General features: G+C 77.7%; 2 protein-coding genes and 1 pseudogene. All 3 read right to left on the bottom strand.

Going from position 1 to position 14,039, the window contains the following annotated elements; translation table 11 throughout:
* Positions 1-31 precede the first annotated feature (31 nt).
* The gene (locus ACFVVL_RS15010; RefSeq protein WP_387675060.1) at positions 32-2,797 is read right to left on the bottom strand and encodes an ATP-binding protein; all 2,766 of its coding nucleotides are present in this window, start codon (positions 2,795-2,797) and stop codon (positions 32-34) included.
* Between the two features lie 237 nt (positions 2,798-3,034).
* Complete coding sequence (locus tag ACFVVL_RS15005; RefSeq protein ID WP_387675057.1) at positions 3,035-3,790, bottom strand: thioesterase II family protein; 756 nt, start codon at positions 3,788-3,790, stop codon at positions 3,035-3,037.
* Positions 3,791-3,840: 50 nt separating this feature from the next.
* Positions 3,841-14,037: pseudogene (locus ACFVVL_RS15000) on the bottom strand (type I polyketide synthase); the annotation flags it as partial.
* Positions 14,038-14,039 lie beyond the last annotated feature (2 nt).

The following is a 14,039-nucleotide window of genomic DNA, read 5'->3' as shown; positions in this document are numbered from 1 at the left end:
GCGGCGCATCGCGTGAACGTACCAAGTGCCCTCAGTCGGCGGGCAGGCTCCTGACCAGGTTGGCGAGCTGGACCCGGGAGTTGACCGACAGCTTGCGGAAGGCGGACGTCAGGTGGGTGTTGACGGTGTGCGGCGAGAGGAAGAGCTGCTCGGCGGCGGAGCGGTTGGTGTGGCCCTCGGCGACCAGGCGCGCGATCCGGCGCTCCGAGGCCGTGAGGGACTCCCAGCCCTGCACGGGTCGCGGGGCGGTGACCGCCCGGCGGCCGCCGGGCGCCCCCGCGTCCTCCAGCACCCGCTGCACCCGGGCCGCCGCGCCGTGGCCGCCGGACGCGGCGAAGGCGTCCCGGGCCCGCGTCAGCGCGGCCACCGCCGGGCGCGTGCGGCCCGCCGCCAGCAGCGCGCGCCCCAGGTCGGCGCAGGCGTCGGCGCGCACCAGCGGACGGGGGCTCGCGCCGAGCAGGTCCACGGCGTGCGCGAGCACGGCGGGGTCGTTCGCCACCAGCCCGCGGGCCTGCGCCGCGAGGCCGGTGGCCGTCGGCACGGCGGGGTTGCGGTCCGCGTGGGCGGCGGCCTGGGCGGCGAGGTCCTCGGCGAGCTCCCGCTCCCCGGCGCGCAGGGCCAGGCGGGTGGCGAGGGCCACCGAGTTGCGCAGGATCCGCCAGCGCATGAAGGGGCCCTGCCGCTGCACCAGCCGGATCCGCTCGGCGGCGAGCCCGAGGTCGCCGCCGGCCCCGGCGTGGACGGCCTCCAGGAAGCCCACCGCGGCGGTGTTGCCCGCGTTCGGCTTGGCCGCCAGCCGTTCCCGGGCGGCGGCCAGCTGCTCCCGCGCCGCCTCGCGCTCACCGCGCAGCAGCGCGATCCGGGAGCGGAGCACCCGGCCGTTCACCTGCTGGACGCGGATCCGCAGCTCGTCCTCCAGCCGTTCCATGGTCACCAGGTCGGCCTCGGCGTCGTCGAGCCGGCCGAGGCCGAGGTCGTGCTGGCCCTGGGCCCACGCCAGCATCGTCTGACGTGCCGTCCCGGTGTCGGCCCCGCCCAGGAGCAGCCGTCCGGCGGTCCCGAAGTCGTCCAGGTGCAGGTGCGCGACGACCTCCTCGGGCAGGAAGGCCGGGTCGAGGGCGCTCAGCGCGGCGAACCGCTCCAGCGCGGTGGCGCTCTCCCCCGCGTTCTGGGCGATCTCGCCGAGCGCGGACAGCGCCAGGACGTGCGCCTCCCGGTCGCCGGTGGCGGTGGCGGCCCGCAGCGCGGCCTCGCCGGCCTCGCGCGCCGCGACCAGGTCCGGTTCCCGGGACAGGGCCAGCGTGCGCAGCGCGGCCAGCCTCGCCCCGACCTCCGGGGCGGCGGCGCCCGTGGCGAGGGCGGCCTCGGTCCGGCGGCGCAGTTCGCCCGCCTGGTCCAGCTCCCACAGCGTGCCGCCGAGGGCGGCCTGCAGCCGGCCGAAGGCCTCCAGCGGCGGCCGCTCGGCCAGCAGTCCGTCCCCCGCGGCCAGGGCCTGCCGGCTCCGGCCCGCCCGGGTCAGGCAGCGGACGGCCTGCTCCCCCACGGCGAACCGGAGCGGGCCCGGCGAGGGGGCGAGCTCCAGGGCGCGCGTCATGAGGTCGGCCGCGAGCTCCGGCGTGACCGGCAGCACCTCGTCGGCCGCGCGCCGCAGCAGCAGCACGGCCTCCTCGTCCCCGGGCAGCGCTCCCCGGAGGACGTGCGGCACCGCGTCGACCGGCCGGTGCCCCGCCGCGACCAGGCTGCGGGCGGCCTCCCGGTGCAGGGCCTTGCGGGCCGACGGCGGGATGTCGGCGTAGACCGCCTGGCGCAGCAGGTCGTGCCGGAACACCAGCCGGTCGCCGTCGTCGTCCAGGAGCCCGGCGCGCAGGGCCTCCTCCAGCGCCGGGACGAGGGTGGCGGCGGGCCGGCCGCAGAGCGCGGCGGCGGCGTCGAAGCCGAAGCCGCGGCCCAGGACGGCTCCCATCTGGAGGAAGCCCAGGGTGTCCGGCCCCAGGGACTTGAGCCGGCCGCGCACGCCCACCACCAGGCCCGGCGGCACGGGCTGGTCCGGCGGCACGGGCCGGTCGGGCGCCTCGGCCTCGCGCAGGCCCCTGAGCATCTCGACCGCGAGGAAGGGGTTGCCGCCCGCTCCGTCCAGCAGGTCCCGCACCGCTGCGTCGACCGGCGTGCCGAGCGTGTCGCGGGCCAGCCGGCCGATGGCCTCGCCGGACAGCGGGCCCAGCCGGACGGTGACCGCCGGGAGGTTCCCGGCCGCGGCGGCGACGATCTCCTCCGCCGGGGCGGCGGGCGCGCGCCGGCCGGTCAGCAGCCAGAGCACCGGCGAGGTCCGCAGGCGGGTCGGGAGCTGTTGCAGGGCGAAGCGGCTCAGCGTGTCGGCCCACTGCACGTCGTCCAGGCCGACCAGGACCGGCATGCTGTCCGCCCGGGCCTCGATGGCCTCCGCGAGTCGTTCCACCAGCCAGATCCGCTGGTCGTGGTGGCGGGCGAGGCCGGCGAAGTCGTCGCCGGACAGCAGCGGCCGCTCGCCGTGCAGGACGGAGGTGGCCAGCGACGAGAGCGGCACGATGTGGTGCAGTTCGTCGGCCTTGCCGACGCCGGCCGAGAAGCCCGCTGCCCGGGCCCTGGAGACGGCCTCGGCGAGGAGCGTGGTCTTGCCGATGCCCGGTTCGCCCTGGATCAGGGCCAGCCCGCCGCTCCCGGTGCGGGCGACCGACGCGATCAGCGCGGTGAGCTCGGCCAGCTCGGCCTCCCGGCCGCGCAGACCGCTGCGGGACAGTGGACCGTCCGCTCCCGCCATCTCCGACTCGTCCCGTCCGCGCTCGTCCGCCGGAACCGGGTCCCGCCCGGTCCCCGGAGAGTCTACATACCCGGCCCCACCGCCCTGACCTGGGCAATCGCGGCCCGGGGGGGGATGCCGGGCGCGCGGGCGGCGCGGGCGGCGCGGGCAGTGGCGGGCAGCGACGGACCGGGTGCGCCGGCCCCGGGGCGGGTGTCCGCCGCTCCGGGGCCGGCGCGTCCGCGCGGGCCGGGACGCTCAGCGAGCGGTCAGCCGCGCGGTCACCGCCTCGATGACCGCGGCCTGGTGGTCGGCCAGGTAGAAGTGGCCGCCGGGGAAGACCCGCAGGTCGAAGGGGCCCTCGGTGTGGTCGGCCCAGGCGGCGGCCTCGTCGACGGTGACCTTGGGGTCGTCGTCGCCGACCAGGGCGGACAGCGGGCAGCGCAGGGCCTCGCCGGGCTCGTAGGCGTAGGTCTCGGCGGCCCGGTAGTCGGCGCGGGTGGCGGGCAGGATCATCCGCAGGATCTCCTCGTCCCCCAGCAGCCGGTCGTCGGTGCCGCTCAGCTCGCGGATGTCGGCGATCAGGCCGTCGTCGTCGCGCAGGTGCACCGTCTCGACGCGGTGGGTGGAGGGGGCGCGGCGCCCGGAGGCGAACAGGCCGGCCGCCACCAGCCCCTTCTGCCGCTCCAGGCGCCGGGCGACCTCGAACGCCAGGGTGGCGCCCAGGCTGTGGCCGAAGAAGGCCAGCGGCCGGTCCGTCCAGGGCAGCAGCGCGGCGAGGACCTGGTCGGCGAGGTCGGGGACGTTGTCGACGAGCGGTTCGGCGCGGCGGTCCTGACGTCCGGGGTACTGGACGCACAGGACGTCCACGGACGGCGGCATCGCCCGGGAGACCGGGAGGAAGTAGCTCGCGGAGCCTCCTGCGTGCGGCAGGCAGACCAGGCGGACCGCGGCGTCGGGGCGCGGGTGGAACCTGCGGATCCACCGGTCGTCGTCGTCAGCGGGACGGTTCACGGGAGTTGTCGCTCCTTGCGTCGTGGGTGGGAGGGGGCTGCCGGCGGCGGTCACGGCCCCACCGGGCCGAGCGCGTCCAGCCAGGCGTCGACCGCCGCGGCGGCCTCGTGGGCATGACGTTCCATCAGGGTGTAGTGGTTGCCGGGCACTTCGACCACGGTGTCGGCGTGCTCGGGGGCGGCGGGGCGGTCGTCGGCGTCCGCCCCGTCCCGGGCCATCCATTCCGCGGCCCGGACGACCAGCGTCGGCGCGGCGGCCCGCGGCGCGTCCCAGTCCTCGAAGATCCTCAGGTAGCCGCCCATCGCGGTGAGCTGGGTGCCCGGCGCGGAGACGAAGCCGAAGCGCTCCGACTGCCCCTCCACCACCGCCGACTGGAAGCGCTCGCCCATCCGCTCGCGCCGGGTGAAGCTGTCCAGCATGACGATCCCCGCCACCGGGCGTCCGAGCCGCTCCAGGTGGCAGGCGACCGCGTGGGCCACCCAGCCGCCCGAGGAGTAGCCGACCAGGACCACCGGCCGGTCGCCCACGCTGCGTTCGATGGCCGTGGCGTGCACCTCGACCAGCGCGGCGACGTCCTGCGGCAGCGCCTCCCCCGGGACGAAGCCCGGCTCGGACAGCGCCCAGATGCCGCGCCGGCCGCCGAACGCGGCGGCGAACCGGGCGTACTGGTGCACGCCCGACGGCGCCATGTACGGGCCCAGGCAGACGAGTTGCGGGCCGTCCGGGTGCTGCGCGAAGGCCACCGGCGCGGGCAGGTGGTCGGCGGCCGACGCCGCGGCGAAGACCGGCCGCAGCCGGGCGGCGGCGGTGACCAGCTCGATCCCCTCCGCCATCCGGCCGAGCTCCCCGGCCCGGCGGTAGAGCGAGACGATCAGGTCCTGCGACTCCGGCTCCGGCTCCGGCCGCGGCTGTTGCGGCGCGTCCGCGGGCCCACCGGCCGGGGCACCGCCGCGCTCCGCCAGCAGGGCCAGCAGCCGCCGCCCCACCTCGGCCGGGGTGCGGTGGTCGAAGGCCAGCGTGCTCGGCAGCCGAAGGCCGCTGGCCCGGCTGAGCCGCTTGCCGAACTCGACGGCGGTGAGCGAGTCGAAGCCCAGTTCCAGGAACACGTGCTGGGCCTGGACCGCCTCCTTCGAGGGATGGCCGAGGACGGCGGCGGCCTCGCCGCGGACGAACTCCACGATCTCCGAGGCGTGTTCGCCGACCTCCAGGGCGGCCAGCCGGCGCAGCAGCGGAGGCTCGGCGGCGTCGTCGGCGGCGTCCTCGCCCTCCTGCGCGGCGAGCAGCCGGGCGACCTCGGGCAGCTCGCCGATCAGCGGGCTGGGCCGGGCCGCGGTGAAGCCCGGCACGAAGCGCTCCCAGTCCACGGCGGCGACCACCAGCGTGGTGTCCCCGCCCTCCACCGCGCGGCGCAGCGCCAGGACTCCCAGCTCGGGGCTCATCGGCTCCAGGCCGCGCGCCCGCAGGCGCTCCCCGGCGGCGGCGTCGACCATGCCGCCGCCGCCCCAGGCGCCCCAGGCGACGGAGGTGGCGGCCAGCCCGCGGGCGCGACGGTTCTCGGCGAGCGCGTCCACGAAGGCGTTGGCGGCCGCGTAGCCGGCCTGGGCGCCGCTGCCCCAGGCCGCGGCGCCGGAGGAGAAGAGCACGAACGCGTCCAGCGGGCGTTCCCCCAGCAGTTCGTCCAGGTGCGCGGCGCCGAGCGCCTTCGCGCCCAGCACGGCGGCGAACTCCGCCTCGGTGGTGTCGGCGAGCAGCGCGGGCGCGCCGCCCACTCCGGCGGCGTGCACCACGGCGCTGAGCGGCGCCAGGTCGTCCAGGCCGGCCACCAGGTCGGCGACCGCCGCCCGGTCCGCGAGGTCGCAGGCGACGAGCGTCACCTTGGCGCCCAGCGCCTCCAGGTCGCCCCGCAGCTGCTCGGCGCCCTCGGCGGCCGCCCCGGCGCGGCCGGCCAGCACCAGGTGCTCGGCGCCGTCGGCGGCGAGGGCGCGGGCGACCTGGCCGCCGATGAAGCCGGTGCCCCCGGTGACCAGCACGGTGCCGCGCACCTGCCAGGGCCGCGCGGCGGGACCGGCCGGGCGCGGGGCCCGCACCAGCCGCCGGGCGTACAGGCCGCCGGCCCGCAGCGCGAGCTGGTCCTCGGCGGTGGCGCCGCAGAGCACGGCGGCCAGGCGGCGGAGGATCCGGCCGTCCGTGGCCGCCGCGCCCCCGGGCAGGTCAGGCAGGTCGACCAGGCCGCCCCAGCGGGCGGGCAGTTCCAGCGCGGCGACCCGCCCCAGCGCCCAGACCTGTGCCTGGGCGGTGCCGCGCAGCGGACCGGGGGCGGTGTCGCGGGCGCCGGTGTCGAGGCCGTCGACGGAGACCGCCGCCCGGGTGGCGCACCACAGCGGGGCCGCGATCCCGGCGTCGCCGAGCGCCTGCACCAGCGTCAGGGTCCGGCCCAGGCCCAGGGACAGGCCCGGATGCCCGGGGTGGGGCCGCTCGTCGAGCGCGAGCAGCGACAGCACCCCGCGCGGGCCGTCCGCGCCGAGGCCGTCGGCGGCCCGGCGCAGCCGCCCGGCCAGCGCCCGGCGGTCCTCGTCGTCCCCCGCGGTCAGCCGGACCACCTCGGCGCCGTGCAGGGCCAGGGCGTTCAGCGCCAGCTCGGCGGCGGGAGCGGGACCGGCCGCCGGCTCCGGCGGCAGCAGCACCAGCCAGCTCCCGGCCGGCCCGGGCGCCACCGGCTCCGGGACGGACTGCCAGGTGATCCGGTAGCGCCAGCCGTCCGCCTCGGACTCCTCGCGGCGGCGCCGGTGCCAGGCGGAGAGCGCGGGCAGGGCCGAGCCCAGCGGGGCGTCCTGCGCCAGCCGCCGGTCCCCGGTCAGCGACGCCAGGTCCTCGCGTTCGACGGCCGCCCAGAACTCGGCGTCCGCCTCCGGGGCCGCCGCTGCGGCGGGCCGGGCGGCCGTCTCCAGCCAGTACCTCCGGCGCTGGAAGGGGTAGGTCGGCAGGTCCGTCTCCCGCGCGTCCCAGCCCGCGAAGACCGCGGACCAGTCGGTCCGCACCCCGTGGGTGTGGGCCTCGCCGAGCGAGATCAGGAAGCGCCGGGCGCCGCCGTCACCGCGCCGCAGGGTGGGCACCACGGCGGGCGGCAGGCCGCGCCGCGCACCGGCGTCCGGCGCCCCGTCCTCCTCGCGGGTGACGGCGTCGACGGTCTCCTGCAGACCGAACGCCAGCACCGGGTGCGGGCTGACCTCGACGAACACCTGGTGGCCGTCGGCCAGCAACCGCCGCGCGGCCCGTTCGAACTGCACCGGCCGGCGCAGGTTGCGGTACCAGTAGTCGGCGTCCAGCTCGGCGCCCTCGACCACCTCGCCGGTGACGGTGGAGTAGAACGGCACGGCCGGCGCCTTCGGGGTGATCCCGGCCAGCATCCCGGCGAGTTCCTCGCGCAGCACCTCGACCTGGGGGCAGTGCGAGGGGCAGTCCACCCGCACCCGCTTGGCCGCCACCCCCTCGGCCTCGCAGGCGGCGAGCAGTTCCTCGACGGCGTCGAGGTCGCCGGCCACCACCACGCTCTGCGGGCCGTTGACCGCGGCCACGCTCAGGCGCCCCTCCCACCGTTCCAGCCGCCCGGCAACCTCCGCCTCCGGCAGCGGCACCGAGACCATGCCGCCCGGCACCCCGGCCAGCAGCCGGCTGCGCAGCGCCACGATCCGCGCGCCGTCCTCCAGCGACAGCGCGCCCGCGCTGCAGGCGGCCGCGATCTCGCCCTGCGAGTGCCCGACCACGGCGGCGGGCCGCACCCCGCAGGAGCGCCACAGCTCGGCGAGCGAGACCATGACCGCCCAGAGCACCGGCTGGATGACCTCGATCCGGTCGAGTCCTGGCGCACCGGGCGCCTCGCGCAGCACGTCCTCCACGCGCCAGTCCACGTACGGGGCCAGCGCCCGGGAGCAGGCGGCGACGCTGTCGCGGAACACCGGGGAGGAGTCCAGCAGGCCGACCGCCATGCCGGACCACTGCGAGCCCTGGCCGGGGAAGACGAACACCGTCTTCGGCTCGCCGCCCGCGGTGCCGCGCGCCACCAGCCGGTGGGAGCCGCCGGTCGCCAGCGCCTCCAGCCCCGCGGTCAGCTCCGCCCGGTCGCCGCCCACCACGACCGCCCGCTGTTCGAAGGCGGAGCGGGTGGTGGCGAGCGAGTGGCCGACGTCCTGGGGCCGCAGCTCGGGCCGCGCGTGGAGCAGCGCGGCGAGCGAGGCGGCCTGCTCCTCCAGCGCGCCGGCCGTCCGGGCGGACAGCGGCAGGACCACCGCCACCGGTTCCAGCGGTGTCCGCCGCGGTGCGGCGTCGGCCGCCGGGGCCGGGCGGGCGGCCGGGGGTTCCTCGATGATCACATGGGCGTTGGTGCCGCTCATCCCGAAGGAGGAGACGCCGGCCCGGCGGGGGCGGGCGCCCGAGGGCCAGGCCACCGGTTCGGTCAGCAGTTCCACGGCGCCCGCCGACCAGTCGACGTGCGGGGTGGGCTCGTCCACGTGCAGCGTCCTGGGCAGCAGCTCGTGCCGGAGCGCCTGCACCATCTTGATGATGCCGCCGACCCCGGCCGCGGCCTGGGTGTGACCGATGTTCGACTTCAACGAGCCCAGCCACAGCGGGCGTTCCTCGGGCCGGTCCTGCCCGTAGGTGGCCAGCAGCGCCTGCGCCTCGATCGGGTCGCCCAGCCGGGTGCCGGTGCCGTGCCCCTCCACCACGTCGACGTCCGCCGCCGACAGTCCGGCGCTCGCCAGCGCCCGGCGGATCACCCGCTGCTGGGCGGGGCCGTTGGGCGCCGTCAGGCCGTTGGAGGCGCCGTCCTGGTTGATCGCGCTGCCGCGCACCACCGCCAGCACCCGGTGACCGTGGCGCTCGGCGTCGGAGAGCCGCTCGACCAGCAGCAGGCCGACGCCCTCGCCCCAGCCGGTGCCGTCGGCGGCGGCCGCGAACGCCTTGCAGCGGCCGTCGGCGGCGAGCGCGCGCTGCCGGCTGAACTCCACGAAGGCACCGGAGTTGGACATCACGGTGACACCGCCGGCCAGCGCCATCGAGCACTCGCCGTTGCGCAGCGACTGGACGGCCATGTGCAGGGCCACCAGCGAGGACGAGCAGGCGGTGTCCACGGTGACCGCCGGACCCTCCAGGCCGAAGGTGTAGGAGATCCGCCCGGACACCACGCTGGCCGCGTTGCCGGTGCCCAGGTAGCCCACCACGTCGTCGGAGACCTCCAGGCCGCGCTGGAGGTAGTCCTGGTAGCCGGTGCCGACGAACACGCCGGTCGGGGTGCCCCGCACGGTCGCCGGGTCGATGCCGGCCCGCTCGAACAGCTCCCAGGCGGTCTCCAGCAGCAGCCGCTGCTGGGGGTCCATGGCGACGGCCTCGCGCGGCGAGATGCCGAAGAAGGCGGCGTCGAAGTCGGGCAGGTCGTGCAGGAAGCCGCCGGAGCGCGCGTAGGTGGTGCCCGGGTGGTCGGGGTCGGGGTGGTAGAGCGCGTCCAGGTCCCAGCCCCGGTTGCCGGGGAACACCGACATCGCGTCGGTCTCCCCGGCCACCAGCTGCCACAGCTCCTCGGGGCTGCGCACGCCCCCGGGGAAGCGGCAGCTCATCGCGACGATGGCGATCGGCTCGTCGTCCCGGCCGGCCGTCGCGGGCCCGTCCCCGGTGCCGGGGGCGGTGGCCCCGCCCAGCAGGTCGGCGAGCAGCCGCCGCGCCAGTGCGTCGGCCGTGGGGTGGTCGAACACGACGGTGGTGGACAGCTGGACCCCGGTGGCCCGGGTCAGCCGGTCGCGCAGCTCCACCGCGGTCAGCGAGTCGAAGCCCAGCTCCCGGAACGGCCGTCCGGGCTCGACCAGATGGGGGCCGCGCAGCCCGAGCACGGCGGCCGCCTCGGCGCGGACCAGCTCCACCAGGGAGCGTTCCCGCTCGGCGGGCCCGGCCCCGGCGAGGGTGCGGCGCAGCGCGCCGGCCTCCTCGGAGAGGTCGCCGTCGCGCGGGTCCGCGGCCGGCCGCAGGGCCGCCCGGACCTCGGGCAGCTCCGACAGCAGCGGGCTGGGCCGCACCACGGTGAACGCGGGGGCGAACCGCTCCCACGCCACGTCGGCCACCGTCACGGCGCTCTCGCCGCGCTCCAGCAGCCCGGCCAGCGCGGCGATCGCGGCGTCCGGCGCCAGCGGCCGCAGGCCCCGGCGGCGCAGGCTGCCGGCCACCTCGGCGGAACCGGCCATGCCCGACTCGGCCCACGGGCCCCAGGCGACGGCGGTCGCCGCGAGGCCCCGGGCCCGGCGGGCCTGGGCCAGCGCGTCCAGGGCGGCGTTGGCGGCGCTGTAGGCGCCCTGGCCGCCCCCGCCCCAGGTCCCGGCGATCGAGGAGAAGAGCACGAACGCGTCCAGCGGACGGTCGCCCAGCAGGTCGTCCAGGTGGGCCGCACCGGCGGCCTTCGCCGCGACCACGGCGGCGAAGGCCTCCGGGTCGGTGTCGGCGAGCATCGCCGCGGTGTCGACGCCGGCGGTGTGGACCACGGCGGTGAGCGGCTGCTCCGCCGGGAGGCCGGCCAGCAGCGCGGCCAGCGCGTCCCGGTCCGTCACGTCGCAGGCCGCGATCGTCACGCGGGCGCCGAGTTCCTCCAGGTCGGCGCGGAGTTCGTCGGCGCCCGGGGCGGCGGGGCCGCGCCGGCTGGTGAGCACCAGGTGCTCGGCGCCGCTGCGCGCCAGCCAGCGGGCGACGTGGCCGCCGAGCGCACCGGTGCCGCCGGTGACCAGGACGGTGCCGCGCGGCGCCCATCCGTCGGCGGGGGCGGGGCCGTCGGGGGTGAGGCGGGTCAGCCGGCGGGCCAGGACCGTCGTGCCGCGGACGGCCAGCTGGTCCTCGTCGCCGTCCGAGGTGAGGGCGTCGACCAGCCGGGCGAGGGCCGGCTCGTCGGGTTCCGGCCGCTCCTCCCCCGGTGCGGCGGCCGGCGGCAGGTCGACCAGGCCGCCCCAGCGGTCGGAGTGCTCCAGGGCGGCGACCCGGCCCAGACCCCAGATCTGCGCCTGGGCGGGATCGGCCGGCTCGTCGGCTCCGCCGGCCGCCACCGCGCCGCGGGTCACGCACCAGAGCGGCGCCTCGACGTCCGCGTCGCCGAGGGCCTGCACCAGGGTCAGGGTCGGCGCCACACCGGCGGGCAGCGCGCCCCGGTCCTGGTCCTCGTCCCGGTCGTCGCCGAGGGCGAGCAGCGAGACGACCGCGCGCAGCGGCACCTCGCCGTCGGCGGCCGCGCGCAGCCGCGCGGCGAGGGCCTGCCGGTCGGCGGGCCCGTCGAGCTCCAGGACGTCGATGTCCGCGCCCCGGGCCGCCAGCGTCGCGCGCAGCGCGTCGGCGGTGCTCCGCGCCGCGCTGCCGGCGGGTGCCAGGAGCAGCCAGCGGCCCTGCGCCGTGCTCGTGTTCTGCGGGGCGTCCGCGAGGAGGTCCGGCAGCGGCGTCCAGGTGACCCGGTACTCCCAGCCGTCCGCCGTCGGGTGCTCGCGCCGGTCACGGGCGGCCGGCTCCAGCCAGTAGGACTCCCGCTGGAAGGCGTAGGTGGGCAGGTCGATCCGGCGGGCGTCGGTGCCGGCGAGCACGGCGTCCCAGTCGAGGGCGGTGCCGTGGGCGTGCAGCCGGGCGAGGGCGGTGGTGAAGGACTCGGCCTCGGGGCGGTCGGCGCGCAGCGCGGGGACGGCGACCGCGCCGGCCAGCGTCTCCTGCACCATCGGGGTCAGACCGCCGGGGCCGACCTCCAGGAACACCGCCGCGCCCTTGGCCGCCAGCGTCTCGACGGCGTCGGCGAAGCGGACGGCGTGGCGCACGTGGCGCACCCAGTAGTCGGGGTCGGCCACCTCCTCGAAGGTGAGGAGCTGGCCGGTCAGGGTGGAGACGATCGGCAGGGTGGGCGCGGCGAAGGTGACGCGTGCGGCGACCTCGCGGAAGGCGGCGAGCATCGGCTCCATCAGCGGCGAGTGGAACGCGTGGGAGACGGCGAGCCGCTTGGTGCGACGGCCCTCCAGCAGCCCCGCGACCTCCAGGACGGCGTCCTCCGCGCCCGAGAGCACCACCGAGGACGGGCCGTTGACGGCCGCGATGCCCACCCGGTCCTCGCGGCCCGCCAGCGTCAGCAGCACCTCGCCCTCGGCGGCCTGCACCGCCATCATCGCGCCGCCGGGCGGCAGCTGCTGCATCAACCGGCCGCGCGCGACCACCAGTTCGGCCGCGTCGGCCAGGGAGAGGGCGCCCGCGACGTGCGCGGCGGCCAGCTCGCCGATCGAGTGCCCGGCCAGGAAGTCCGCCCGCACCCCCCAGGACTCCACCAGCCGGAACAGCGCCACCTCGATCGCGAACAGCGCGGGCTGGGTGAACTCCGTGCGGCCCAGCAGCTCCGCGTCCTCGCCGAACACCACGTCCCGCAAGGACCGTTCGAGGTGGACGTCCACGGCGGCGCAGACCTCGTCGAACGCCTCCGCGAACGCCGGGAACGACGCGTGCAGCTCACGCCCCATCCCGACCCGCTGGCTGCCCTGCCCCGAGAACAGGAACGCCAGCCCGGCGTCCCGGCCGGTCACCCCCTCGACCACCTGCGGCGACGGGCCGCCCTGCGCCAGCGCGCGGACGCCGTCGACGAGTTCGGCGAGCTCCGTGCCGACCACCACCGCGCGGTGCTCCAGCGCGGCGCGCGAGGTCGCCAGCGCGCGGGCGACGTCGACCGGCCGCACGTCGGGCAGGCCGATGACGTGGGAGAGCAGCCGTTCCGCCTGCCCGCGCAGGGCGGCCCTGCTGCGGGCGGAGACCACCCAGGGCACCGGAGCCGCCGCCTTGACGGGCAGCGGGGCCGAGCGGGCCGACGGCTCCTCGTCCGCCCCGGGCGCGGCCGGAGCCTGCTCAATGATGGTGTGCGCGTTGGTCCCGCTCACCCCGAAGGAAGAGACGGCGGCGCGGCGCGGCCGCTCGCCCGCCGGCCAGGCCACCGGTTCGGTCAGCAGCCGCACCGCGCCGGTCGACCAGTCGATGTGCGGGGAGGGCTCGTCCACGTGCAGGGTCCTGGGCAGGACCTCGTGCTGGAGCGCCTGCACCATCTTGATGATGCCGCCGACCCCGGCCGCGGCCTGGGTGTGACCGATGTTCGACTTCAACGAGCCCAGCCACAGCGGGCGTTCCTCGGGCCGGTCCTGCCCGTAGGTGGCCAGCAGCGCCTGCGCCTCGATCGGGTCGCCGAGCCTGGTCCCCGTGCCGTGCGCCTCCACCGCGTCGACGTCCGCCGGGGAGAGCCCCGCGCTCGCCAGCGCCTGGCGGATCACCCGCTGCTGGGCGGGACCGTTGGGCGCCGTCAGACCGTTCGACGCGCCGTCCTGGTTCACCGCGCTGCCGCGCACCACGGCCAGCACCGGGTGCCCGTGGCGCCGGGCGTCGGAGAGCCGCTCGACCAGCAGCAGGCCGACGCCCTCGCCCCAGCCGGTGCCGTCCGCCTCGGCGGAGAAGGACTTGCAGCGGCCGTCCACCGAGAGGCCCTGCTGGCGGCTGAACTCGGTGAACATCCCGGTGCTCGCCATGACCGCCGCGCCGCCGGCCAGCGCGAGCGAGCACTCGCGCCGGCGCAGCGCCTGGACCGCCAGGTGCAGGGCGACCAGCGAGGAGGAGCACGCGGTGTCCACGGTCAGCGCCGGGCCTTCGAGGCCGAAGGTGTAGGAGAGCCGGCCGGAGGCGACGCTCGGCGCGGTGCCGGTGAGCAGGAAGCCCTCCAGCTCCTGGGCGTTCTCGGCGTCGCCCGCGTACCCCTGGTAGGCGAGGCCGACGAAGACGCCGGTGCTGGAGCCCTTGACCGACAGCGGGTCGATCCCGGCCCGCTCGAAGGTCTCCCAGGCCACCTCCAGGAGCAGCCGCTGCTGGGGGTCGGTGGCCAGCGCCTCGCGCGGTGAGATCCCGAAGAAGCCCGGGTCGAACTCCCCCGCCTCGTGCAGGAACCCGCCCTCGCGGGTGTAGCACTTGCCGGGGCTCCCGGGGTCCGGGTCGTAGAGGTCCTCCAGGTCCCAGCCGCGGCCGGCGGGGAAGCCGGAGACCGCGTCGCCGCCGCGCTCGACCAGCTGCCAGAGCTCCTCGGGGCTGTTGACCTGCCCGGGGTAGCGGCAGCCCATCGCCACGATGGCGATCGGGTCCTGGTCCTTGGCCTCCGCCTCGTGCAACCGGCGCCGGGTCTGCTTGAGATCGGCCGTCACGCGCTTGAGGTAGTCGAGCAGCTTCT

Source organism: Kitasatospora sp. NPDC058115 (genome assembly GCF_042884635.1).
Classification (GTDB): Bacteria; Actinomycetota; Actinomycetes; order Streptomycetales; family Streptomycetaceae; genus Kitasatospora.
The sequence above is the reverse complement of the archived record's forward strand: the minus strand, read 5'-3'. Positions and strand labels throughout refer to the sequence as shown.

Coding starts and splice junctions, on each gene's coding strand:
- ACFVVL_RS15010 (WP_387675060.1), bottom strand. CDS start 2,797: ATGGCGGGAGCGGACGGTCCACTGTCCCGCAGCGGTCTGCGCGGCCGG.